19 protein-coding genes and 2 tRNA genes are annotated in these 23,939 nt (G+C 58.4%); 15 read left to right on the top strand and 6 right to left on the bottom strand.

Annotation, left to right across the window (positions count from 1 at the left end; translation table 11 throughout):
- Nucleotides 1-49 precede the first annotated feature (49 nt).
- Both M9920_01450 and M9920_01445 read right to left on the bottom strand, forming a co-directional pair.
- Nucleotides 50-126 (bottom strand) — tRNA-Arg (locus M9920_01450).
- Nucleotides 127-199: 73 nt separating this feature from the next.
- Nucleotides 200-679 (bottom strand): hypothetical protein, encoded by a 480-nt coding sequence (locus M9920_01445; GenBank protein MCO5050954.1) that lies wholly within the window; start codon nt 677-679, stop codon nt 200-202.
- A 189-nt stretch (nt 680-868) separates the two neighbouring features.
- Here M9920_01445 and M9920_01440 point away from each other — a divergent pair, with 189 nt between their 5' ends.
- The 4 genes from M9920_01440 to M9920_01425 all read left to right on the top strand — a co-directional run bounded on the left by M9920_01440 (nt 869) and on the right by M9920_01425 (nt 6,689).
- The gene (locus M9920_01440; protein MCO5050953.1) at nt 869-2,893 is read left to right on the top strand and encodes an immunoglobulin domain-containing protein; all 2,025 of its coding nucleotides are present in this window, start codon (nt 869-871) and stop codon (nt 2,891-2,893) included.
- A 424-nt stretch (nt 2,894-3,317) separates the two neighbouring features.
- On the top strand, nt 3,318-5,849 hold the full coding sequence (locus M9920_01435; protein ID MCO5050952.1) for a malectin domain-containing carbohydrate-binding protein: 2,532 nt from the start codon (nt 3,318-3,320) through the stop codon (nt 5,847-5,849).
- A gap of 280 nt (nt 5,850-6,129) precedes the next feature.
- On the top strand, nt 6,130-6,354 hold the full coding sequence (locus M9920_01430) for a hypothetical protein (GenBank protein MCO5050951.1): 225 nt from the start codon (nt 6,130-6,132) through the stop codon (nt 6,352-6,354).
- Entirely contained in the window at nt 6,351-6,689 is a 339-nt protein-coding gene (locus M9920_01425) for a type II toxin-antitoxin system PemK/MazF family toxin (protein MCO5050950.1), read from the top strand. The genes M9920_01430 and M9920_01425 overlap by 4 nt, the downstream gene beginning before the upstream one ends.
- Before the next feature lie 283 nt (nt 6,690-6,972).
- On the opposite strand, the gene M9920_01420 is transcribed toward M9920_01425, so the two are convergent.
- From M9920_01420 to M9920_01410, 3 genes are all read right to left on the bottom strand, one after another.
- Nucleotides 6,973-7,057, bottom strand: a tRNA-Leu gene (locus M9920_01420).
- Between the two features lie 71 nt (nt 7,058-7,128).
- Nucleotides 7,129-7,899 carry an enoyl-ACP reductase gene (locus M9920_01415; protein MCO5050949.1) on the bottom strand — a complete coding sequence of 257 codons (771 nt, stop codon included), beginning with the start codon at nt 7,897-7,899 and terminating at the stop codon, nt 7,129-7,131.
- Nucleotides 7,900-7,984: 85 nt separating this feature from the next.
- Nucleotides 7,985-9,163 carry an MFS transporter gene (locus tag M9920_01410; protein MCO5050948.1) on the bottom strand — a complete coding sequence of 393 codons (1,179 nt, stop codon included), beginning with the start codon at nt 9,161-9,163 and terminating at the stop codon, nt 7,985-7,987.
- A 107-nt stretch (nt 9,164-9,270) separates the two neighbouring features.
- On the opposite strand from M9920_01410, the gene glnD reads away from it, so the two are divergent.
- The 11 genes from glnD to M9920_01355 all read left to right on the top strand — a co-directional run bounded on the left by glnD (nt 9,271) and on the right by M9920_01355 (nt 23,305).
- Complete coding sequence (gene glnD / locus M9920_01405; GenBank protein ID MCO5050947.1) at nt 9,271-12,057, top strand: [protein-PII] uridylyltransferase; 2,787 nt, start codon at nt 9,271-9,273, stop codon at nt 12,055-12,057.
- Nucleotides 12,058-12,174: 117 nt separating this feature from the next.
- On the top strand, nt 12,175-13,101 hold the full coding sequence (locus M9920_01400; GenBank protein MCO5050946.1) for a polyprenyl synthetase family protein: 927 nt from the start codon (nt 12,175-12,177) through the stop codon (nt 13,099-13,101).
- A 135-nt stretch (nt 13,102-13,236) separates the two neighbouring features.
- Complete coding sequence (locus M9920_01395; GenBank protein ID MCO5050945.1) at nt 13,237-15,342, top strand: beta-galactosidase; 2,106 nt, start codon at nt 13,237-13,239, stop codon at nt 15,340-15,342.
- Between the two features lie 127 nt (nt 15,343-15,469).
- Nucleotides 15,470-15,877: a DUF721 domain-containing protein gene (locus M9920_01390; protein ID MCO5050944.1), complete on the top strand. Its 408-nt coding sequence runs from the start codon at nt 15,470-15,472 to the stop codon at nt 15,875-15,877.
- Nucleotides 15,878-16,106: 229 nt separating this feature from the next.
- Nucleotides 16,107-17,363: a phosphoglycerate kinase gene (locus M9920_01385; protein MCO5050943.1), complete on the top strand. Its 1,257-nt coding sequence runs from the start codon at nt 16,107-16,109 to the stop codon at nt 17,361-17,363.
- Nucleotides 17,364-17,441: 78 nt separating this feature from the next.
- Complete coding sequence (gene tpiA, locus M9920_01380) at nt 17,442-18,206, top strand: triose-phosphate isomerase (protein ID MCO5050942.1); 765 nt, start codon at nt 17,442-17,444, stop codon at nt 18,204-18,206.
- A gap of 12 nt (nt 18,207-18,218) precedes the next feature.
- Entirely contained in the window at nt 18,219-18,626 is a 408-nt protein-coding gene (secG, locus tag M9920_01375; protein MCO5050941.1) for a preprotein translocase subunit SecG, read from the top strand.
- An 8-nt stretch (nt 18,627-18,634) separates the two neighbouring features.
- Nucleotides 18,635-20,386: a peptide ABC transporter substrate-binding protein gene (locus M9920_01370; protein ID MCO5050940.1), complete on the top strand. Its 1,752-nt coding sequence runs from the start codon at nt 18,635-18,637 to the stop codon at nt 20,384-20,386.
- A gap of 2 nt (nt 20,387-20,388) precedes the next feature.
- Nucleotides 20,389-21,303, top strand: coding sequence for an ABC transporter permease (locus tag M9920_01365; protein ID MCO5050939.1), 915 nt, complete (start codon nt 20,389-20,391; stop codon nt 21,301-21,303).
- Between the two features lies 1 nt (nt 21,304).
- Complete coding sequence (locus M9920_01360) at nt 21,305-22,222, top strand: ABC transporter permease (protein MCO5050938.1); 918 nt, start codon at nt 21,305-21,307, stop codon at nt 22,220-22,222.
- Between the two features lie 66 nt (nt 22,223-22,288).
- The gene (locus tag M9920_01355) at nt 22,289-23,305 is read left to right on the top strand and encodes a tetratricopeptide repeat protein (protein MCO5050937.1); all 1,017 of its coding nucleotides are present in this window, start codon (nt 22,289-22,291) and stop codon (nt 23,303-23,305) included.
- 72 nt (nt 23,306-23,377) lie between these two features.
- Here M9920_01355 and M9920_01350 read toward each other — a convergent pair whose 3' ends face one another.
- Nucleotides 23,378-23,842, bottom strand: coding sequence for a hypothetical protein (locus M9920_01350; GenBank protein MCO5050936.1), 465 nt, complete (start codon nt 23,840-23,842; stop codon nt 23,378-23,380).
- Between the last annotated feature and the right edge of the window lie 97 nt (nt 23,843-23,939).

Raw genomic sequence — 23,939 nt, 5'->3', positions numbered from 1 at the left:
TTGCGTCGGCGGCCAATGTAGAACCGCTTGATTTTACAGCACTTAAAACTGGTGCATCCGGCAGGATTTGAACCTGCAACCTTCTGATCCGAAGTCAGAAGCTCTATCCAATTGAGCTACGGATGCGCGCCGCCAGTGATATAGCCGATCCGCTCGCGTTTGGCACGGGGATTTTCTCGACGCCACCAGTGGTGCGGTCTCAGTAGGCAATGGTGAGGTCATCGTAACCTTGTGAACTCATTTCCAGTACGTCGCCGGCTGCAGCTGGCCAGTTGTTGGCCGGACCAATTTCGAACGCTGGCGCGGGGCGCATGGCTGGGAGGGCGCACGTCAGACTTTTGCTGTATTGGTAGGTCGTGTTGCGCAACTTGACCTTCACCGCCAGGGTTTGGCTCGAGAGATTTTGGAGTTGATAGACCGCGTTGGTGCTGCCGCCAGTTTGCACGCGTTGCACCCGGATCGGTAACGTCCGTGCTTTGGCGGCCAACGGACTGAGTTCGTCAATTGTTTTCTGGGCCGTCGCCAGTTGGGCGCGCAAGCTGGTGACCTGCGTGGTGGCGGTGACGAGTTGCGCCTGGGTTTCGGCCAAAGCGGATTCCAACGAGCGCAGTTTGCCGCTCGATTCGCCGCAACCACTCCCCAGTCCGACGGTCAGAGCGAGAAGCAAAAGTATCCTCATGCGTTCCAATACAGCATGTTGTTTGCCCAATATCGGAGTCCGGATAGGGACGTAAAGAGAACTCCGTCTTTGTTCGCTCAACTCGCTGCAGGGCGCGGCAATGGGACGATTGAGGTAATAGGATTGACAACAAGGAGATCACCATTAGGATCGGGCTCATCTCAAAAAATCGTCAAATCCAAATCAAGTATGAATAGCTCCATTTTCTTACGTCAGCTCGGTAACTGGTGGTTGGCTGGCGCCATCGTTTTGGGCTGCCAACAAACCGTGGTTGCCACTCCTGCCGTCGTCGGTTTGTGGCGCTTCGACGAAGGCAGCGGGACAACCGCTCTGGACTCATCCGGGCTGGGGAATCACGGAACATTAGTCGGACAAAATGGGGCCATGCCTGCTTGGGTGACTGGCAAACCTGGATTTGGCGGTGCGCTATACTTCACAAATAATAGCCTTGATTACTCTTACGTACAAATCCCGGCGGCCAATTCGTTGATGGTCGGACAGACAAAAACGAACCAGTGGAGTATTACCGCTTGGGCGTATGAGGATTCGGGAGGCACTGGATACTACATCGCCACGTACGGTCGGATCCTGGATATCGCTGATGGGGAGGTGTTTCAATTTTGCTCTGGCGCTTGGAACGATCCGCAGGTCTATACATGGGCTCGTGCCGACCTGGGTTGGCAGATTGGGTGGGGCGATTTCGCCGGGCTGACGCCGCTGTTCGATCAATGGGTACACTGGGCGATTGTTTACGATGGAGTAAATTTGAAACTTTACCGTAACGGGAATCAGGGGGAGTCCGGCGGGTTTGGTTCCCATCCGGTAGCTGCCGTCCTTAAAGCCAAGGGACACCCGGGAACGATCACAATCGGCACGGAATTGATGCAGGCCGCAGACCATAATTGGAATGGGATGCTTGATGACATTGCCGTATTTTCCGGAGCATTGACCGAGGCTGAAATAGTGACCGTGATGAACGGTGATTTTGCTCCGTTTATCAATGGGCCAGTTCGCATCGTTCGGCAACCCGAGTCAATGTCGGCCGTTCGCAAAGGAGCATCCATTATTTGTGAAGTTGGCGCTGCCGGTGAGCCTGCCCTCCAGTATCAGTGGCTATTTAATGGCCGTCCTCTGTCCGACCCCGACAACTCGACCATAACCAATGCGACGTTGATATTGCCGAATGCCGAACCACGTCATTCGGGCATTTATTCCGTCCGGATCAGCAATGCCCAAGGAAGTGTCGTGAGTCAGCCGACGACGGTCATCGTGATGGATCAGCCCTTGGTGGGCTTGTGGCAGTTTGAGGAGGGAAGCGGTCTTCGCGTGCGTGATTCTTCAGGTTTGGGCAACGATGGTGAGCTGGTGGGGGAGCACGGCAACCTGCCGGCCCGGGCGGAAGGCCAAGCGGGTTTTGGCGGTGCATTGCGATTCACCAATAACTGGACGGATCGGGCCTACGTGAGCATTCCGGAGAATGATTCACTCATGATCGGCCTGACAAAAACCAATCCTTGGACGGTGACGGCGTGGGCTTATGAGGATTCCAACGGGACGGGTGGGTTTGTTGCCACGTATGGGCGCATCCTGGTAATCGAGGACGGTTGGGCATTTCAGTTCAGCTCAGGTGCTGGTGGGGATCCGCAATTCTATACCTGGTCACGCATTGGAAACTTAGGGTGGCAAATGGGCTGGGGAGAATTTCCTGACCTCTCTCCGTTATTCGATCAATGGGTGCACTGGGCGGTCGTGTACAACGGCGCGGAGCTGACTATCTATCGAAATGGAAACAAAGGTCCGCTGGGCGGGATGGCCGCAATTCCAGTTGTCGAGGCATTGGGTGGCTATTTTCAATATAATGACAGAATCTTAATAGGAAGTGAGCTGGCCCAGCCCGCTGATCATACCTGGAACGGTTTGCTGGACGAAATTGCCGTCTTCGATGCGGCGCTGACGCCAGCGGAAATCGAAACCGTCATGGTCGGAGAGTACGCAAGCTTCCTCTCCCGACCCAATTTGTCCATGACGGCCGAGGCGGATTGGGTGCGCTTGGCGTGGCCAGCTGTCCAGTTCAACTACCAACTCCAATCCGCGCCCCGCCTGGACTCTGAATGGTCAGATGTGCTGACTGAACCCGCCTTGATTGATAGTGCGCTGGTTGTGGTCTTGCCGCGTGACGAGACGCAAAGTTTCTTCCGCCTGATACGAAGGTGAATTTGTAAACCCGCTGCCAGAATATTACGATGTCGGTCGAGCGAGACAGGTGTGAAGAAGTAATTAAATGGTGCCAACCAGACCGGTGACATTATCCGCCATGCCGATCTTCACCACATTTCAGAAGCAATCTCGTTTGACCGCACTCGCTCAATGCCGGCCTGCGAGGTCAACTGTCTTGAAAGCCCCAGGATCACTTTTGAATTCTCAATGTTTCCGATCATCTGCTCCGAAATGTTCAAACTCCGACAACTTCCACCGGTAACTGAGGTGGTAATGGTTGCTTGAGGGGAATTAACCTATGTCGTCCTCACGTCTTCATGACCGGCGGTTCCGCCGCCACCGCCTGACAGTTGGTTTCATCCGGCTGGCACAAACGTTTAAGACGTCGTGCTTGCTCGGTTGTCTTATCGGTTGGGTTCAAATGATTCCGGCCGCCACCAATCTGCCCGCGTATTATGCGCATCCGGTGCAGTTGGACGCTCACGGAGTCATCGCACCGTGGCATGTCGGATTGAACGGGCAACTGGATGAACGGTTGCGCATCGCTGTGGATGTTTACAAACGCTATCCGTGGGTGGATCAGTCCCAGGCGGTACTGGCGGCGCCGGATTTTGTTTACAACTCGCATTGGAGCATCAAACCCGACGGCACGATTGTGATTCCGCCCACGACGGACTGGATGTGCGGCGATCTGGCGCAACGCTCGTGGAGCATCATCAAGGGATTAACTGCGTATTACCAATACAGCGGCGATCCGATTGCGTTCGTTTACATACCGTTGACGGTGGATTATTTGTTGGATTACGCGCTAACCGATGCGAACGCCACCTGGCCGCGCTTTCCCATCAGCACCCCCACGAAAGGGAAAATTTATGGTCCGTGTGATCCCACGGCACGAAATCAACTGGACTTGTGTGCCATCGTGGGCATTGAAGTGTTGCGCGCCTATCAACTCACGGGCAATCCGCGTTACCGGGAAATGGCGGAACATTGGGGCGATGTTTTCGCGGCGCGTTGCCAGTTCACTGATCCCGCGAGCGCACCGTGGAACCGCTACGTGGACCCGTCGGTCGTGGGGTGGTCAGATGTGTTGACCGGCACCACGGCAGTGATTGTGGATTTTTTGGAGGATCTGTTGCAGCTCGGTTATACGGGCAAGGATGCGGCTCTGGTCCGTGCGCGGGACGCGGGGCGCAAATTTCTCCGGGAGCAAATGCTGCCCGCTTGGTGGGAGAACGACACCTGGGGGCGCACGTATTGGGATTGGGACAATCCGATCATTTGCGGAATGGTGTCCATGTGCGCGGACCATTTCCTCAAGTATCCGCAAGCTTATCCGAATTGGAACAATGACGTGCGCAACATGGTATCGCTGATTTGGAATCGCAACAGCACGGCGCCAGAATCTTTTGGTGACGTTTATAGCGGTGCGTGGGCTTTTCCGGAATCCTCGGTATGTTGCGGCACATCGCTTTCCTACAATCAATACACCGCTGGACCAACGCTGCTCGCCTATGGTGCCCGGGCGAACAGCGCGTGGGCAACGGAAGTTGGGCGGCGCATGATGCTGATGGCGACGTATGACAGTTTGCCCAACGGCGTGGTGAAGGACGGTTTATTTGGTGATGCGGTAGCCACCGGTGAATGGTCGAACCTGGCGCATCCGTGGCCGTTGTGTCAGATCCTCGAAGCCATGGCGTGGCTGCCGCAGGATTTTGCGCCCAATCGTGAAAATCACATCGTCCGCTCGTCTTCCGTGGTGCAAGACGTGGCTTACGAGCCGGGGCGGATCCAATACACCACGTTCGCCGCGCCAGTCGGGGTACAAGAGGTCATGCGCCTGGCGTTTCGACCCAGTTCGATCCACGCTGATGGTCAGGAGCTCGCCGCTCGTTCCGCCTTGGACGCCAACGGATTCACCTGTACCCCCTTGGGCAATGGCGATTGGCTGGTGACTGTGCGTCACGACGGCAGTCGTCACATCGAAGTGCGCGGCGAAGATCCACAAGCGGTCGCAGCGGCGGATGATCCGGCGCTAATTTTTGACGCGGCCTGGACGGGCGAAAAAACTGATCGTGCCGCGAGCCGTCCTCCCCGGATAACTGAACGGGCCGGCGCGACATTGACGTTTCGTTTCACCGGCAATCAGGTGCGCGTGCTGGGCACCGTCGGACCGAATGGCGGTTGGGCCGACGCTTTTATTGACGGAGTCAAACAGCCCACTTTGGTGGAAGCGTGGAATCCGACGCCGCGCACACGCCAACCCATTTTGATTAAAAGTGGTCTCACCAATGGGCCGCACGAACTGCGACTGGTGGCGCGCGGCGCCGGCAATCCGCTGGCCACTGGTGCGCAAGTTAGCGTTGCGGCCATTCAATTTTCCGCCGCCACCGGAACGGCAGGCTTTGGCTCGGGCGGCGGCCCGACGGAAGCGCAACGCCTGATTTTGGGCTACACCGGACGGCAGGACTACGTGGATGGCCACGGCAACGCCTGGCGACCCGGAACCGAGTTTGTCGCGCGTCTCGGTACGAAGGTGGATACGGTGGAGCGCAGTTGGTGGCGTCGGCGCCGGAGCATGTTCATCGGCGGAACGACGGATGCGGAGCTTTATCGGTACGGCGTTCACGCGCCGGAATTTTGGGTGAACCTTACCGCGGCGCCAGGCACTTATACGGTGCGTTTGCACTGGGCCGACACACCGGAGACCCCGTGGATGGAGCGGGAAGGAGACAAATGGGAATCGGTCACCCGTCCGACCACCGTTCTGATCAACGGCAAGAGGGTAATTGAAAAATTGAACGTGCGCGAACAGGTCGGCACTTTTCACGCCTACGTGCGGGAGTTTGTCGGCGTTCAGCCGCAGAATGGCATTGTGGAATTGCGCTTCCAATCCACCCCTGGCCACGAAGCGATGATTCAGGCGATTGAACTTTTGCCGGAGGAGAAATAACCGCATTCGCTGGCGTTACTTGCGGCGCTTCTTGGCGTGGAATGTGGCCGCGTAAGCGTGGAAGCTGAAGGAATGAGTTTTCCCGATCCGGCGCGACAGAGATCAGAAATGTCCCGCTGTCCTCACCCACCCACCTGCGAAACGCACCGTGTAGGGCATCCCGGAGCGGCACTTTTCCGGGAAGCGAGGTTTAAAGACCGGTTTGGGCGGTTTTGGGTTAAGGATTAAGCAATAGGGAATAGAGAGTTGCGGGAATGTGTTTTCCCGGTAATTTACCGGAGTGAAAACGCTCACAGTTGACGATTACCAGCGCGTACGTCTGCCATTGGCTCGGCCTCGGTCAAAGTTCGCTTACGAAGAAGCTGCCGACGGGCGCATTACCCTAACGCCGGTAAAGACCGCCGCCGAAGAACCGTTTCCGCCGGGAAGCTTGACCCAGTTCCTCACGGCGGCGCGCGATCAGGAGCAACTCGACCGCCTCAGCGCCACGGTAACGACTCCATGAAAAATCAATTTGACGTTTGGCGCTATGACTTTGGCCCGAACAAGGGCGGCGAACATCCGGCAGTGCTGATTTCGCACCCGGACATTTGCGCCCGGGCAAAAGTGGTGAACGTGCTGTTTTGCACCAGCCAACGGCAAAGCCGCCCGCCTTATCCGCATGAAGTCATGCTGAACGGCGCGGATGGCATGGATTGGGAAACCTTCTGCGATTGTTCGATTCTCTACGCGGTCGAATCGGCAAAACTATTCGGACGGCGAGGGCGGGTGACGTTGGAGCGCCGTCGCAATCTGCGCATCAAAATACGCGACGTGTTTCGCTTGAACGCGACGGATTAGAACACGCGGCCCGTCTGAAAAACGCCCGTGTCCGCGTTGCAGGCGATGAACTGACCGCGTTCCAGGGCTTCGATTTCTTCCGGGTCAAAATTAAACTCGCGTTCCATGACTTCCAGGGCGGGGGCGCTGGTCTGGCGAAAGCTGACGATCTCGGTGAATTAGCTCCGGATGCGGTTAACCGGGGTGAAGTCGTCCGCAGTGGGTCGAAGCACGCAGAGTGCAAAACACCCTGTAAATGCTATGTTTTTTGAGGAAGCTTCTTGAGGCGAGGGGGAGTCTAAAGTGGTGCCCGCGACAGGACTTGAACCTGTACGATGTTACTCACTAGAACCTGAATCTAGCGCGTCTGCCAATTCCGCCACGCGGGCCACCAGCGCCGATACGATGCGCAACCGGACGTTGGGCCGCAAGCGAATTTCCCGTTCCCAACCCGCCGCGCTCACATTCCCATGATCTGATAGCCGCCATCCACGTAAAGAACCTGGCCGGTAATGGCGGCGGCGCCGTCGCTGGCGAGAAAGGTACCGGTGGCGCCCAGTTCCTCCGTGGTGCAGGTGCGTTTCAATGGCGCATGGGCTTCGTAACGCTTGATCATCTCAATGAATCCCGAGATGCCGCGCGCCGCCAGCGTATTGACCGGTCCGGCGCTGATGCAGTTGACGCGAATTTTTTTCGGCCCGAGATCATAGGCCAGATAGCGGGTGCTGGCTTCCAAGGAGGCTTTGGCGACGCCCATGACGTTGTAATGCGGCACGACTTTTTCCGCCCCGTAATAGCTCATGGCGAGAATGCTGCCGCCCGTGGTCATCCATGGCGCGGCTTCCCGAGCCAACGCCACCAATGAATACGCGCTGACGTCGTGCGCAATCTTGAAGGCATCGCGGCTGGTGTTGAGGAATGAGCCTTCCAACGCTTCGCGCGGCGCAAAGGCAACCGAATGTAAAAGCAGGTGCAACGTGCCGAATTTTTTACCGACTTCGGCGAAGACGTGACGGATGTCGCCGTCCTTGGTGACGTCACACGGCAGGATTAGCGTGTCGTCACCAAACGTGCCGACCAGCTCCTCGACGTTGTCTTTGAGGCGCTCGCCTTGGTAGGTGAACGCGAGTTTGGCGCCGGCCTGATGCCAGGCTTGGGCGATGGCCCAGGCGATGGAGCGTTTGTTGGCTACGCCGAAGACGATTCCAGTTTTTCCAGCAAGTAATGACATGTTGATTTGAGGTAATCCGTTAAATGGTTGTCTGTCGCTACAAAATCGGCGGTAGGATGCAGGGATTGCCTCGGCTTTTCAAGTTTCACTTCCGCCCGCGCAACCACAGCAAGCCCGCCAGCCCGGCGGTCAACAAGCCGCTGATCGCCCATGTGCCGGCGTTGGCGGCTTGTGTCGTCAACGTCAGCGCCGCGGCTCCGACCGCCGGTCCGATGCCGATGCCCAAGCCAATGGCGGCTTCGTGTAAACCCCCGTGTTCACCCTTTGCGTCGCCCGCATCCATCGAGTAAAAGAGCGACGAGTAATAAACCAAGCCGATGGCGCAGCCGAAGAGGATTTGCGCCAGCACGACGAGCCAGAGCCACGGCGCCAGCATCATGCCAACGAAGCCGAGGCTTAATCCCACGTATGCGGCCAGCAACCAACGAAAGCGATAATGCCATCCGGGCCAATACCACAGTCCGGCGAAAGCCGCCGCACGGGTGAAAAACCAGAGGGAACAGAACATGCCGGATTGTGTCGGTGAGAGATGAAATTTTCCGGCGATTTGCGGAATGACCGCGCCCACCGTGTTGATGGCCACGTAGGAAAGAGGATTGGCAAACCAGGCCATGAGCAGAAACCGACGTTGCGAAAAAGTGGAATGAGCCGGCGGTTCGATCGGCGGAGTCGTCGCCGTTGGGGCGGTCGGAGCGTTCAAGTCAGGCGTGTTGGCCTGACGTTCCAACCAGAGCGCAAACAGCAGTTGGATGAACATTAGCCCCAGATTTATACCGTAGAGTCCGGTGGCACCGAATTGATCCCAGAGCCAGCCACCACTGAAAAAGGCCACGGCGCTGCCGGTGGACCAGACGACGCTGTAAGCGCCGGTCAGTCGCGCCGTGGCGTGTCGCTTCTCGTTCTCGGTGACGAGCGCTTCGAGCGCGGGCCAGGTGCAGCAGAGCGGCAGCGTCCACAGAATCAAGGACAGCACCACGCCAAAAATTTCGGTCCAGATGAAGCCGACGGCCAAGCCGAGCATCATGCCGCCGTAACCCAGTTTCAGGGCGGTAAAATAGCCGAAGCGTTGCGCCAGCCGACCGCCTTGCCAGGAGCCGAGCACGTAACAAAATCCGTGCAGCGCCATGAGCAGCAGGTTGCCGCGCATGGTGAAGCCAAATTTGTCGCTGGTCAGAAAGAATAAGTAGAAAAGAAAGAAAGCGCTCGAATAGCTGTTGATGGCTTCGAGGACAAAATAACCGGATTTAAGACGGCGGGGCCGCACGGGAGCGGAGGGTAGGGGAGCACCGGTGATTTGTCAGTTCCAGAAGGTGCAGTTTCCGCAACGCCTCACTTGCTTCTCCGCGGGCCGCCCGACAAGCTGAGTCGCGCGTGCAAGATTTATTGGACAAAATTGCGGCGGAGGCCAGGGAGCGACTGGTCTTGCCGGCGGGACGGGAAGTGGCTCAGGAACTGCCGCGCTTTCGGGCTTTTCTAAAACGCGCGGCGCATCGCCTCAAACTCGCGCATCAAAACGGTCAGAGTGGTCTGGCGGTTTGCCAGACGCGTGCCAGCGTGCTGGATTGCGTGGTGCGCGCGCTTTGGGTCATTGCGTGGAATGCCCTCCCGGAGACCGAGCGCAAAGTAAAGCCGCCATTGGCATTGGTGGCGCTGGGCGGATATGGGCGCGGTGAGCTGAATCCGTTGAGTGACATTGATCTGCTGTTTTTGCACGAGGGATTGGTCCGGGAATCATTGCAGCCGGCGCCGGTGTTGGAGCGCATGTTGAACGGTGTGTGGCTGACGCTGTTTGATCTCGGGTTGAAACCGGGACACGCGGTGCGCACCATCCCTGAATGTGTCGCCGCCACCAATGATCAGGGCGACGCGCGGCGCATCGAGACGCGCACCTCGCTCATCGAGGCGCGTTTGATCAGCGGTGATGAAAAGTTGTTTGCGCGATTTCAAAAGACGGTGCTGGCGAAGTGTGTCAAAGGCTACGAGAAAAAGTACATCGCCGCCCGGCTCGAGGATCAAGCGGAACGCCGCGCCCGATATGGCAACTCGCCGTTCATGCAGGAGCCGAATCTCAAGAACGGCTGCGGCGGGCTGCGCGATTATCAGAACCTGATCTGGATGGCGTTCTTCAAATACCGCACCCGCTCACTGGCGGATTTGCAGGCGCACGGACTGGTCATGCCGCGCGAGTGCAAACAATTGGAGGCGGCATACGATTTCCTGTTGCGGGTGCGCACGCAGGTGCATTACCTCGCGAGCCGGCCGACGGACGAACTGACGAAAAATCTCCAACCCGCCGTGGCGTTGGCGCTGGGTTACGCGGAACGCTCTCCGAGCCAGCGCATCGAGCGGTTCATGCGCGATTTTTATTCGCACACGCGCAACATTTTCATCATTACGCGCACGCTGGAACAGCGGCTGGCATTTCTGCCCCAGCCGGTCGGGCGATTATCATTACGGCACTGGTTGCCGAAGCAAACGGAAGCGGAGCCGGTGGACGGATTCCGATTCATCAACGGCGAAATTCACGCGGCGCACGCGCGCATTTTTCGCGATCACCCGCGCCGGTTGATGCGCGTGTTTCGTTACGCGCAACAACGCGGACTGCGCCTGCATCCGGATTTGGCGCAATTGATCCGCAGCCAGGTCGCGCTGGTGAATCGGGATTTCCTCAAGGACGAGCGCGTCGCGGAAACATTTTTGACCATCCTCAACCAACGCGGCACGGTCGCGCCCATTTTGCGCGCGATGCACGAGGTGGATTTTTTGGGCAAGTACGTGCCCGAGTTTGGCAAGCTGACCTGTCTGGTGCAGCACGAGTTTTATCACCAATACTCCGCCGATGAACACACGTTGGTTTGCCTGGAGCAGGCGGACCGGTTTTGGGAGGCGAAAGCGCCGCCGTACCTGGCCTATGCCGCCCAGTTCCAGCAGCTCGAACGGCCCGCGCTGTTGTACCTGGCGTTGCTGCTGCATGACACCGGCAAACCGCGCGGGCACGGCAAACACGCGGCGGTGGGCGCGCAACTGGCCGCGCGCGTCGGCAAACGGCTCGGGTTGGACGGGGCGGATCGGCACATGCTGGGCGCGTTGATCGAACACCATTTGCTGATGGCCATCGTTTCGCAGCGGCACGACATGGATGATCCGGCGGTGATGCGCAATTTCGCGCAGGCGGTTGAGACGCCGGCGACGCTGGCGTTGTTGACGCTGCTGACGTTTGCGGACGCAATGGCCACGAGCGACAAGTTGTGGAACGGTTTCAAGGAACAACTGCTCTGGCAACTGCACGACCGCGCGTTGCCGTTGCTGACTGGCGGCACGGAATTCGTCGCGGCCGGAAAGAAGCAGCGCGATTTGTTGATGGAGGAGGTGAAGGGTTTGCTGCCGCCGGCGGTTTCGTTGGAAGAAGTGAAGGCGCATTTTGACGCCTTGCCCGCGCGGTATTTACAGGTGAATTCCGCGCGAGAAATCCACGACGATTTGCTGCTGACTCATGAGTTCATGCACCGCCAGCTCGCGGAGCAGGATCGCCCGCTTGCGCCCGTCGTCAATTTGCGCAACGACCTGGACCTCGGTTACAGCGTGGTGCGCGTCTGCACCTGGGATCGCGCGGGATTGTTCGTGAAGATTGCCGGGTCGCTCAGCGCGGTGGGCTTGACCATTTTGAGCGCGCAAATTTTCACCCGGCAGGACGGGATCGCGTTGGACACGTTTTTTGTGACCGACGCCGTGACCGGCAAACTCGCCAAGGCCGCGCAGCGCGATGAGTTTGAGAAATTGCTCACCCGCGTGCTCACGGGAGGCACGGTGGATTTCCCGAAGTTGATCGCCGCCCAAAAAACCTCGCGCCCGATTTATCGGGCATACAGCGGAGAACAAATGCCGACGCAAATCCGTTTTGACAACGACAGTTCCGATACGCGGACTTTTATTGAAGTGGAAACGGAAGATCGCATCGGCCTGCTCTACACCATCGCACAAACGCTGGCGGATCTGGAGGTGGACATTTCGACGGCGCGCATTCTCACCGAAAAGGGGGCGGCGATTGACAGTTTCTATGTGCGCGAACCGGACGGCGGCAAGGTGCTGGCGGCGGAACGGCAGCAGAGCATCGCACGCCGATTGCATGGCGCCATCAATAAGCTGGCGCGCTTGTAACGCCGCCGGGGGCGGAATTTGCGGCGCGTTTTTTTGGTGTTGATGGGTAAAAAATCGCGCTTGCGTCGCCTTTCAAACTTGCTCTGGTCACGCGCTTCACCTAAATCAATTCCCTACATGTCCGCGCCAAAACGACGTCGTTCACAAACTGCCGCGCCCCGGTTTGATCTGGAGGCTTTCCTGTCGTCCAGCACGGGATTGGTCAACGCCGCGCTGGATGGTTTTCTGCCCTCGGAGAAAACCCGACCCACCACGCTGCACCGGGCGATGCGTTACTCGCTTTTTGCCGGCGGCAAACGGATGCGCCCGGCTTTGGTGCTGGCGGCGGCGCAAGCATGCGGCGGCCGCGTGGCGGACGCACTGCCACTGGCCTGCGCGGTCGAATGTATCCACACCTATTCGCTGGTGCATGACGATTTGCCCGCGATGGATAACGACGATTATCGTCGGGGCAAACCGACCAATCACAAGGTCTTTGGCGAAGGCATCGCCATTCTGGCCGGTGACGCCTTGCTGACGCAGGCGTTTGAAATTGCCGCGCAGGCGCGAAGTTGGCCGCGTTATCCGCATCGTGATTTGATTCTGGAAATCGCTTACGCCTCCGGTTCGCTACAACTCATTGCTGGGCAGGTGGCAGACTTGGAAGGCGAAGGACGCAAGACCACGCCGACGCAGTTGAAGTACATCCACGAACGAAAGACGTCGGCCTTGCTTTGCTGCTCGGCGCGACTCGGCGGCATGAGCGCGAACGGCTCCCCCGCGCAGCTTCGGGCCTTGACGGATTTTGGCTATCACGTCGGGCTGGCGTTTCAGGTGATTGACGACATTCTCGACGTCACGCAAACCAGCGAGAAGCTTGGTAAAACTGCCGGCAAGGACACCCGCGCGCAGAAGGCGACGTATCCGGCCATCGTTGGCCTGGAGAAATCACGTAAAATTGCCACGCAATTGACCGACAAGGCCTTCGCCGCACTGCGTCCGTTCCGAGGTCGTGCGGTGGCGCTCGAAGCACTGGCGGAATTTCTGCTCCGCCGCGAATCGTAAGCCCGGTGAATTCAGATCATCGGTGCCGGTTTCTGCGGTGGTAATTTCCGTGGTAATTTTCCGTTGCTGTGGTGGCGATCCAAGGGCTAGACTGAAACGGTAGCAGTCCCGGTGTAACAACAACCAGTACGACCTATGTATTTCGGAGTTGATTATCATCCTGAGCAGTGGATCTATCCTTACGGCGGCACCGCTGAGAAACCCGAAGCGCAATGGCAAACCGACGCCGAGTTGATGGCCGCCGCCGGCTGCAACGTCGTTCGCATTGGTGAGTTTTGCTGGAGCTTGTGCGAGGCGCAGGAGGACAAATTCGATTTCGCCTGGTTACGTCGCGTGATGGACGTGCTGCATCGGGCGGGAATGAAAGTGGTGCTGGCCACGCCAACCGCCGCTCCGCCGCTGTGGTTGTCCAAAAAATATCCCGAAATTTTGCCGGTGGACGAGTGTGGTCTCATCAAGCACGAAGGCACGCGGCACGCCGTGTGTCTGAATACTGACGCCTTTTGGGATCGCGCCCGGCGGATTGTCGAGGAAATGGCGCGAGCGTTGGGGTCGCACCCCGGGTTGATTGCCTGGCAAATAGATAACGGCATCGGTGGTCATTTCACGGAAGCCTCGTTCAACGAAGGTTCGCGGCTTGAATGGCAGAACTGGCTTCAGCTCAAGTACGAAACCATCGCAAACCTGAACGAGAAAATGGGGTTGCGGCATTGGGGTCAGACCGTTGCGGATTGGAGTGAAATTCCCATGCCGATGCGCGCGCCGGCCCAGCATAATCCGGCTTTGGCCGTGGATTGGGCGCGATTTTGCAGTGACACGATCGTGGCTTTTGTGCGGATGCAAGCGGAAGTATTGCGCGAAATCACGCCGCAAGCGCCAGTGACCACGAATCTGCGCGCGCTGCGGCATCGCTTTGATCACTTTGATCTCGCCGAGGACATTGACTTTGTTTCCATTGAAAGCACGTCAGCCATCAAGACCAAGTCCGCCGAGCTGGCCTGCGAGATTGACATGTTGCGGTCGCTGAAAAAGGACGGCACGCGCGCCCCGGATGGCGACCCGGGATTCTGGGTGATGGAACAGAAGGCGGGCAACGTCTCGTGGCAGGAGGTGAATTCGCTGGTGCGTCCCGGTCACCTGCGACTCTTCACGTACCAATTGATTTCGCGCGGCGCGAGCGCGGTGTTGTTTTTCCGCTGGCGACAACCGCGGATTGGTTCGGAGCAATTCCACGGCGCGCTCATGCCGCATCATCTGCGCAAAGCCGCGCGCATCTATTCCGAGGTTTCGCAGATCGGCGAAGAATTGAAGATGCTGGCGCCGTTATTGAAAGGTACGCGGGTGCGGCCGGAGGTTTGCATTCTCTACACGCACGACAACGAGTGGGCGTTGGAGACTCCGAATCAACCCAACCGACACTTCAGCCTGCGCGAGCACATTCAACTGATTTACAACGCGCTGCATGACAAAAACATTCCGGTGGATTTCGCGCGGCCCACCGAGGATTTGTCCCGCTACCGGCTCGTGTTCGCGCCGTCGCTGCACCTGCTGCCGGCGGGCGAGGCCGATCGGTTGATTCTCTACGTGCAAAACGGCGGCACCTTGGTGGGCACGTTCAACACGGGGTTGGTGGATGAACACCACATCGCGCCGGACACCGGCTACCCGCTGGGTCTGACCGACCTGTTCGGATTGGAGGTGGTGGAGTTTGACGCGTTACCGCCCGGCGAGGAAAATCATCTGACGTTCAAAGGTTCATTTCCCACCTCGCACCTGCACTCGGCGCGGTTGTGGTGCGACGTGATTGAGCCGAAGGATTGCCAGGTGCTGGCGACGTACTCGAAGGATTTTTACGCCGGCAAACCCGCCATGACGCTGAATACCTACGGATTGGGCAAGGCGATCTATATCGGCACCATGAGCCAACACTTTTTCTATCACGACCTCGTGGCGTGGTTGCGACAGTTGTGCAATTTGCATCCGCTGTTGAAAGTGCCGGAGAACGTGGAAGTCAGCATGCGCCAGGGAGACGGGGTAAAAGTTTACTTCCTGCTGAACCACCAAACGTCGTCCGTGCGGGTGCAATTTTACAAACCGATGCATGATTTCCTGACCGGCACGACCTTCACGGGTACTTACGATCTGCCGCCCCGCGGGGTGCTGGTGCTGGACGAGTATCCGGAAGTTAAACCCAGCGAAACCGCGCCGGTGGAGAAGCCAGCGGAGGCAGGGGCGGCTTGATGATGCAACGTTAAACAACTCTGATATGGATTGATGCTTTGGGTTCTCGTTGCGATTCCATGCCGAATTTGCGCTTCACCGTCGCTATCCCGGCGGACATTAAACTGCCTCGTTAGTCATTAGAATCATGTCTCTCCCACCAAAATCACGTTCCCGCCCGCACGGCACAGTCACCAGCGCCAAGCAGCGGGTGCTCGCGCAATGGCGCGGCGTGGATTTGACCCCGTTGGAAATCGCCTACAAAAGCGGCGTGCGCCCGCTCGATCATCTGGTCGCGCAAGCGCTCTCGAATGCGAACATCGAGCAAAAGCGCGGTGAGGTTGAGATCGTGAAAGTTTGGAATCATTTGCTGGACCCGCAAATCACCGCCCACGCGCAACCCAGCGGCCTGCGCAAAGGCACGTTGTTTGTGGCCGTGGACAGCAACGTCTGGCTGAGTGAAATCGTTCGCTACCGTCGGAAGGAGATTCTGGAGCGCTTGCAACACAGCTTCGGCAGTAGTTTGATTCAACGCATCTCCTTTCGCGTCGGTTGAGGCGGCGGTGGCGCCGCCGGTTCCGTCGCCAATTTCCTTGCGCCCGTCGCGCTCAATCCATTCATACCTCACCCGGTTGGGCCGCGTTACCTTGATGGTTTTGAGCAATCTGGCGTTTGTGGTTGCGGGTAAATCTGGCTGCTGAAAACATTGACTCGGCAGAGGGGTTCGCTATGCTCTCCGTCCGGTCTGGGGAACGGTTTTCCTGCCCGAAGCGTCTTTTATCTTTATGGCCAAACTCACAGTTCGCGATCTCGAAGTGCAAGCCCGGCGCGTTTTCACGCGGGTGGATTACAACGTGCCGTTGGAGGAGCACAACGGTCAGATGGTGATCACGGATGACACCCGCATCAAAGCGACCCTGCCGACGTTGCGGTTGCTGATCGAAAAAGGCGCGCGCGTCATTCTGGCCGCGCATTTGGGTCGGCCCAAGGGCAAACGCGAACCGGGTTTGTCGCTGCGTCCCGTGGCGGCGCGGCTGGCTGAACTGCTCGGCGCGGCGGTGAACTTCGTGGATGATTGCGTCGGGGAGAAGGTGGAAAAACTGGTGAACGAATTGCCGCCCGGCGGCGTGTTGCTTTTGGAGAACGTCCGTTTTTATGCCGGGGAAGAGGCCAACGATCCGGCATTGGCGGAGCAATTCGCCAAGCTCGCGGACGTGTATGTGAATGACGCTTTCGGCGCGGCGCACCGAGCGCACGCTTCCACGGAAGGCGTGGCGCGCATCGTTACCAAACGCGGCGGCAAAGCGGCAGCCGGTTTGTTGATGGAGCGCGAACTCAAGTTCCTCGGTGAGGAATTGGAAAATCCCGCCCGCCCGTTTGTGGTGATTCTCGGTGGCGCCAAGGTTTCGGATAAAATCAAGGTCATTGATCGGTTGCTGGAAAAGGCGAACTGCATTTTGATCGGTGGCGCCATGGCCTACACCTTCAAACTCGCGCGCGGCTTCAAGGTGGGTTTGTCGCTGGTGGAAAAAGACAAGGTGGACGTGGCGCAGGCGGCCCTGGATAAAGCGCAGCAACGCGGCGTGCAATTCCTGTTGCCGCTGGATAACACCATTGTGACGCCCGTCAAAACCGAGAAGCTCAATAAGAAGGGGCGACCGGTGTTCGATTTAACCAATCCGCGCAATTGGTCGGAGGACAACATTCCGGACGATGCGGAAGGCGTGGATATTGGTCCGGCCACGGTGGCGCAATATGCGGACGCGTTGCGGAACGCCAAAACCGTGCTGTGGAACGGGCCGATGGGGATTTTTGAAGATCCGCGTTTTGCCGTCGGCACCAATGCCATCGCGCAGGCCGTGGTGGAAGCCACGCAGAAGAACGGAGCCAAGACCATCATCGGCGGCGGCGACAGCGTGAAGGCGATCAACCGCGCCGGTCTGGGCGACCAGGTGACGTTCATGAGCACGGGCGGCGGCGCGAGTCTGGAATTTTTGGAGGGCGCGGTTCTGCCCGGCGTGGCGGCGCTCTCCGATAAATAATGATTTTAGCCACAGAAGTTCAGAGACGCAGCGTCGAATTTTTCCCTGGGTCTCGGTGCTTCGGTGGCACATCAAAATATGAATAAAGAACGCAAACTGATTATTGCAGGCAACTGGAAGATGAACAAAACCGTCGCCGAGGCGCTGGCGCTCGTGGACGACTTGAAACGCGAGTTGGGCGGAGTGAAGGAAGTGGACATCGTCGTGTGCCCGCCATTCACCGCGCTGGAGTCGGTTTCCAAGGCGGTGCTGGATTCCAACCTCAAGCTCGGCGCGCAGGACATGAGCGAACATAACGTGGGCGCGCACACCGGTGAAATTGCCGCCGTCATGCTCAAGGAATTTTCCACGCGTTACGTCATTCTCGGACACAGCGAACGGCGCCAATATCATCACGAGTCGGACGCGTTGGTGGCGCGCAAAGCCGCAGCGGTGCATACGGCTAATTTGAAGCCGATCATTTGCGTGGGAGAAACCTTGGCCGAACGCGAAGGCAATCGGACCGAACAGGTTTTGGCCGCGCAGGTCACCGGCAGTCTGGCGGGGTTGACCCAGGAACAAATGCTGGAGACTGTGCTCGCTTACGAACCGGTCTGGGCGATTGGCACGGGCAAAACCGCCACCACCCAGCAGGCGCAGGAAGCGCACGCGTTCATACGCGGTTTATTGGTGAAACGCTTTGATGAAGCCACTGCCCGCAAGGTGCGGATTCAGTACGGTGGCAGCGTTAAGCCCAACAATGCCAGAGAGTTAATGAGTCAGCCCGACGTGGATGGCGCACTGGTGGGCGGCGCGGCGTTGGAGGCGAGAAGTTTTGCTGACATCGTTAAAAATTCCATTTAAACTAATTACGATATGGGTTTATTCATTGGTTTTTTGACAGGAATCCTGGTGCTCGATTGCCTGTTGCTGGTGTTGCTGGTGTTGGTGCAACTGCCCAAGAAAGAGGCGGGCGCTGGTCTCGCGTTCGGCGGCGGCGCGGCGGACGCACTGTTCGGTGCGGGCGCGGGCAATCCGCTGACGAAAATCACCAAGTACTCGGCGGTGGCCTTCTTTGTTTTGCTGCTCGCCATTTCCCTGCTGCAACGCGGACATTACAATACTGACGCGGACAGTTTTCGCAGCGCCATTGAACAGGAGAATCAGCAAGCGGCTGCAGCCACCACTTCCGCCGCCGCGACGGCTCCAACCGTGGACGCGAGTCTGTTGACGGCTACGAATGTTCCGGTGCCAACCGTGGACACCAACGTCGCGCCGAAATAATCGGAGCGATGAGCAGCGCGAACCGCGACACCGCTATTCGACGGTGGCTGCGGTTTCGTTTTAAGCCGGCGTGGGCCGCCCGCCGCCGCCGCGCGCGTAAGGTGGCCATGCTGAGCGTCGCGTGGCTGGGACTCCTTCTGACACTCAGCGGATGTTTTCAAGCGGAATCCCCCGCGGATGTGGTGATCGTCAACGGCAACGAACCCGAATCGCTGGATCCACAAATTGTCACCGGCGTCTCGGAGATGCGCATCACCAAGGCGCTCTTTGATGGATTGATTCGTCTTGATCCCACCAATGCCGCCCCCGTACCTGGGCTGGCCGAACGCTGGGAAGTCTCGACCGACGGCAAGCTTTACACGTTTTACCTGCGCTCCAATGCCGTCTGGTCCACCGGTGAACCCATCACCAGTGCGGACGTGGAATGGTCCTGGTTCCGCGCGTTGGATCCGATGACAGCCAGCGATTACGCCGGACAGTTGTTCGGGATTAAAAACGCGGAGAACTGGTACAACGGTCGCGTCACCAATCGCGCCGAAGTGGGTTTTCGCGCGCTGGACGCCCACACGTTTCAGGTCGAATTGAATGTTCCGCTCGCTTTCTTTCCGGAGCTTTGCGCTTTTCCAACGCTGGCCGTAATTCCCCGGCAGACGATTGAGACCTACGGCGATCGCTGGTTGCATGCGAAACCGTTGCCCACCAGCGGCGCGTTCACGCTTGATGCCTGGCGCGTGAACGACAAAGTCCGGCTGCGTCGCAATCCGCGCTACTGGGACGTGGCGAACACCGCCTCGGAAGTTGTGGACGTGTTACCCATCAGTTCACCGAACACGGCGCTGAATTTGTACGCCACCGGCGCCGCCGACATTGTTTGGGACAAAGACCTCGTGCCCGCTGAATTGATGGATGTGTTGGTCGAGCGCCCCGACTTTCACAGCTTCACCTATCTCGGCACTTATTTTTACCGCTTCAATGTCAACGAACCGCCGCTGAACGATTCACGAGTTCGTCGCGCGTTCGCCCTGGCCACTGATAAAGCGCGGCTCATCAGCAAACTGACGCGCGGCATTGGCCGGCCGGCGGCCCATTTTGTTCCCGATGGCGTGGCACATTATTCCTCGCCGCCCGGTTTGGACTACGATCCGGCGGCGGCGCGCGCGGCATTGGCGGCGGCGGGTTTTCCGGAGGGCAAAGGCTTTCCGCGTTTGTCCTACACCTTCTTTTCGGCTTCCGGCGGCGCGAATTTGCACGGCAAAATCGCGGTGGAATTGCAGCAGATGTGGCGCGAAGTCCTCGGCGTGGATATTGAGTTGCGTCAGATTGAGCGCAAGGTTTTTTACGCGTCGCAATCGAAATTGGACTACCAGATTTCCACCTCGAGCTGGATTGGTGATTACAACGACGCCAACACGTTTCTCGATTTGTTTCTGAGCGCGAGCGGCAACAACCGGACTGGTTGGAAGAACGCGCGATACGACGCGCTGGTGGCCGCCGCCAACGCGGAGACCGACCAGACCAAACGGGCGGATCGCTTTCGTCAGGCGGAGACGATCTTGATTGCCGAAGAGGCGCCGATTGTGCCGCTCTATTTTTATCTCGGTTACAACTATTACGACGACCAGAAAATCGGCGGCATCTGGCCGAACATTCTGGATGAGCATCCCATCCAGTTCATTTACAAACGCCCGCCGCAACGCCAGTCCACGACAGTCGCTCAGAGCGCCTCGGCTGGGACCGGCAACCCAACCCCTCGCGAGTAGTCATGTATTTTCTGAAACGACTGCTCTGGCTGATCCCCTTGTTACTGGTGGTGAGCTTCGTTTGCTTCGCGTTGCTGCGTTTGACGCCGGGTTCGCCGTTCGATCGTGAACGGCATCCGGCCTCGCCGGAAATCGAGCGTCAGATCGCGGCCAAGTACCATCTGGATGAACCGTTTTGGAAACAATACGGCCGGTTTCTGGGCGATCTGTTGCACGGTGATTTCGGGCCGTCGCTCAAGTATCGCAACCACACGGTGAACGATTTGATCCGGCAAGGATTACCCGTTTCGATGTCGCTGGGATTGCTGGCGTTTTGTCTGGCGCTGGGCATTGGTTTGCCATTGGGCTGCTACACCGCCATGCGGCAAGGTCGTTGGGGTGATTACGTCGGCAGTTTGTACGCGATTCTGATGGTGTGCGTGCCGGTATTCGTGCTGGCCCCGCTGCTCGTGATGTTTCTGGCCGTGCAATGGCACTGGTTTCCGGTGGCATTGTGGGGTTCGGCGCGACACGCGGTGTTGCCGGTCGTGGCGCTGGGATTGTTTTATTCCGGTCGCGTCGCGCACCTCATGCGTGAAGGAATGTTGAACATCATGCGCGCGGAATTCATCAAGACCGCCCGCGCCAAGGGATTGAGTGAAACCGCCGTGTTCCTGCGTCACGGCCTGCGTCTGGCGCTGCTGCCCGTCGTATCGTATGCCGGTCCGATGCTGGCGGATTTGTTGACCGGTTCGTTTGTCGTGGAAACCATTTTTCAAATCCCCGGTCTCGGTGCGGCCTTCATCAACGGTTTCTTGAACCGCGACTACAGTTTGGTGATTGGCCTGGTGATGTTGTATGCCGTGTTGCTGGTGCTGCTGAACCTCGCGGTGGATTTCGCCTACACTCTGCTCGACCCGCGCGTGAAGTATGAGTGAGATGAAACCAATAAAGCAGTTGAGTCCGGGGTGGCGCGCGTGGCGGCGTTTTCGGCAACATCGCGTCGCGGTGGTCAGCGCGTGGTTTCTTCTGTTCGTAATTGGTTTTGTTTTTCTTTATCCGCTCGGTTCGCGTTTCGGTCCGAATGAACTTTCCGACGCGCAATTCATGCCGCCCAACGCCACCCACTGGATGGGCACGGATGTGCATGGACGCGACCTGCTGGTGCGGCTGTGTTACGGTGCGCAAATCTCGTTGCTGGTCGGGGTGGTGGGCGCGGGCATTTGCTTGGTGATTGGCGTGATCTGGGGGGCCGTTGCCGGTTATCTGGGCGGGCGAATTGACAGTTTGATGATGCGCACCGTGGACGTGCTGTATTGCGTGCCGTCCATCATTCTGGCGATTGTCCTGATGGCGGTGGTTGAGCCTGTGTTCCGTCAATGGCTGGACGCGTTGCCCCTTTCGGGCGTGCCGGCACTGGCCCGGCTGAGCGTACTGTTCCTCGCGTTGGGCGCGGTCTCGTGGTTGACCATGGCGCGGATTGTGCGTGGGCAGGTGTTATCGCTGCGCACGCAAGCTTTCGTGGATGCCAGCCGCGTGCTGGGCGCTTCTCCGTTCTGGATTTTGCGGCGTCACATTGTGCCCAACGTGTTGGGCGTGGTGATTGTCTATCTTACCCTCACGATTCCCGGTATTGTGCTGGCGGAATCTTTTCTGAGCTTTCTGGGGATTGGCGTGCAACCGCCGATGGCCAGTTGGGGTTCGTTGATCGCCGAAGGCGCGGAGCAAATCAACCCCGTCCGTATTTATTGGTGGCTGCTGGTTTATCCGGGCGGATTGCTCGTGACCACGCTGCTGGCCTTGAATTTTCTGGGCGACGGCCTCCGGAACGCCTGGGACATTCGCGGCGAAAGTTGAAACGGGCAATAATTCACCGGCGCAGGATTGACAACGATTCACGCGCGTCGCAGTCTCAGGCGGCTTATGAACACCGTTCCAAAATTTGTCCGGCGCCTGACGCAAGTCGTTTTCATGGGAGTGGCGGCGCTGTTTTTATTTTCCGCTTACGGTGACCCCGAGGAGATCGCGCCCGGGCCAGTGGCAACCAATGTGGACCTCACTTCGGAAGCGTTGCGTTCGTACTTGCAGATGCAGGAACAACTGCACGCCACGCAACTCGCGCTGGAACGCAATCGGCAGGAAGCGGAAGCGCTTGCCACCAAAACCACCGCCGCGCTGGAGGCCAAATTGCGCGACCTGGAAGCGGCGCTGGATCGGCAGAAATCCGCGGAATGGGCCGCCATGCAGGAAACCGTGGCGACCAATAACCGCCTCATCCTGATTGTGGGCGGTTCGATTGCGGGCGTCGGGTTTTTCATTTTGTTGGCCACCGGCTATTTGCAATGGCGCTCGGTCAATCGGCTGGCGGAAGTTTCCGCGCAGATTCAGAGCAGTCGTCCAACGCTGTCGTTGCCGCCCGGCGAGGCCGCCACGGTAAAGACTGGATTGCCCGCGCCGGCCTCGGAGCGGTTGTTTGGCGTGTTATCGCGTCTGGAGCAACGCATTTTACAACTGGAACACGCCACCGCGCCGTTGTTGGTCGAGCCGGCGGAAACCCGGCCCGAAAAGGCGGGGGATGCTGAACGTAATGGCGAAAGCGACGCCGCCGAACCAGTGGATTCGACGGCGAGTCTATTGGCGCGAGGTCAGAAATTTCTGGCGCAGGACCAGCCCAAGGAAGCGCTGGTCTGCTTTGAAGCCATTTTGCAAAACGAACCCAACCACGGCGAGGCGTTGGTGAAGAAAGGGCTGGCTTTCGAAGCGTTGCAGCAACCGGAGGAAGCGCTGGCCTGCTACGATCAAGCCATCGCCGCCAACACGGATTTGACCATCGCCTATCTGCAAAAGGGGGGATTATTCAATCGGCTCGAGCGCTATGAGGAGGCGTTGGAATGTTACGAGTCCGCCCTGCAAGCGCAGGAAAAGGTGCATGCGATTTAGGGGTTGAAGGTTCAACATTCGCCGCCACCAACGCGCGATTACAGTTCTGCATTGGGAGGCGTGCGGATCGCCTCACCACAGAAATGATTTCTGTTCGCCCAGTAATTCGTCGCCGGCCCAAAGCGTCACGCGCCAGGCGGTGACTTCGCCCAGTTCCTGATAGGGTTCACCCACCAATTTCAATGCCGCCCAGTGGCTGATGCCGGTGAGTTTCACCGTGGTTTCCATTTGCAGTTCCGGCGGCGCCTGGTTCTTGGCGGTACCGCGCACCTGCAAGCGCAGCACGGCGCTCTCGCCCCGCTGACTCCGCCCGCGCCATTGGATGTCGAACCGGATGCCGGAACATTTTTCCGGATGCTTGCGGAGTTCGGCCTGATAAGCGTCCCGATCGTACAGACTGGGCGACAACATGTGCCGACCTTGCAAGTCGAGGAGGTGCGGCAAGACCTTGACCACTTTACCGGTCGCGGCGGTGGCGCTGCCGACGCTGGCCAGCAATACGGCCCACAACCAGATGTAAAAACGCAATCGGCGCATGGAGCGACAATAGCGACGACCATTTTTGACACAAGCGAAACTTTGCGCGGTGGCGCGGTTGCGCAGGGGCGGCACCATTGGGGCCGGCGCATTATGA

This window comes from Verrucomicrobiia bacterium (assembly GCA_023953615.1).
GTDB lineage: Bacteria > Verrucomicrobiota > Verrucomicrobiia > Limisphaerales > JADLHS01 > JADLHS01.
This window is presented reverse-complemented; position numbering and strand designations above follow the sequence as displayed.

What these genes read in the sequence shown, in the direction of transcription:
- M9920_01445 (MCO5050954.1), bottom strand. Translation starts at nt 679, where the DNA reads ATGAGGATACTTTTGCTTCTCGCTCTGACCGTCGGACTGGGGAGTGGT.
- M9920_01440 (MCO5050953.1), top strand. Translation starts at nt 869, where the DNA reads ATGAATAGCTCCATTTTCTTACGTCAGCTCGGTAACTGGTGGTTGGCT.
- M9920_01435 (MCO5050952.1), top strand. Translation starts at nt 3,318, where the DNA reads ATGATTCCGGCCGCCACCAATCTGCCCGCGTATTATGCGCATCCGGTG.
- M9920_01425 (MCO5050950.1), top strand. Translation starts at nt 6,351, where the DNA reads ATGAAAAATCAATTTGACGTTTGGCGCTATGACTTTGGCCCGAACAAG.
- M9920_01415 (MCO5050949.1), bottom strand. Translation starts at nt 7,899, where the DNA reads ATGTCATTACTTGCTGGAAAAACTGGAATCGTCTTCGGCGTAGCCAAC.
- M9920_01400 (MCO5050946.1), top strand. Translation starts at nt 12,175, where the DNA reads ATGTCCGCGCCAAAACGACGTCGTTCACAAACTGCCGCGCCCCGGTTT.
- M9920_01395 (MCO5050945.1), top strand. Translation starts at nt 13,237, where the DNA reads ATGTATTTCGGAGTTGATTATCATCCTGAGCAGTGGATCTATCCTTAC.
- M9920_01390 (MCO5050944.1), top strand. Translation starts at nt 15,470, where the DNA reads ATGTCTCTCCCACCAAAATCACGTTCCCGCCCGCACGGCACAGTCACC.
- M9920_01385 (MCO5050943.1), top strand. Translation starts at nt 16,107, where the DNA reads ATGGCCAAACTCACAGTTCGCGATCTCGAAGTGCAAGCCCGGCGCGTT.
- tpiA (MCO5050942.1), top strand. Translation starts at nt 17,442, where the DNA reads ATGAATAAAGAACGCAAACTGATTATTGCAGGCAACTGGAAGATGAAC.
- secG (MCO5050941.1), top strand. Translation starts at nt 18,219, where the DNA reads ATGGGTTTATTCATTGGTTTTTTGACAGGAATCCTGGTGCTCGATTGC.
- M9920_01370 (MCO5050940.1), top strand. Translation starts at nt 18,635, where the DNA reads ATGAGCAGCGCGAACCGCGACACCGCTATTCGACGGTGGCTGCGGTTT.
- M9920_01365 (MCO5050939.1), top strand. Translation starts at nt 20,389, where the DNA reads ATGTATTTTCTGAAACGACTGCTCTGGCTGATCCCCTTGTTACTGGTG.
- M9920_01360 (MCO5050938.1), top strand. Translation starts at nt 21,305, where the DNA reads ATGAAACCAATAAAGCAGTTGAGTCCGGGGTGGCGCGCGTGGCGGCGT.
- M9920_01355 (MCO5050937.1), top strand. Translation starts at nt 22,289, where the DNA reads ATGAACACCGTTCCAAAATTTGTCCGGCGCCTGACGCAAGTCGTTTTC.
- M9920_01350 (MCO5050936.1), bottom strand. Translation starts at nt 23,842, where the DNA reads ATGCGCCGATTGCGTTTTTACATCTGGTTGTGGGCCGTATTGCTGGCC.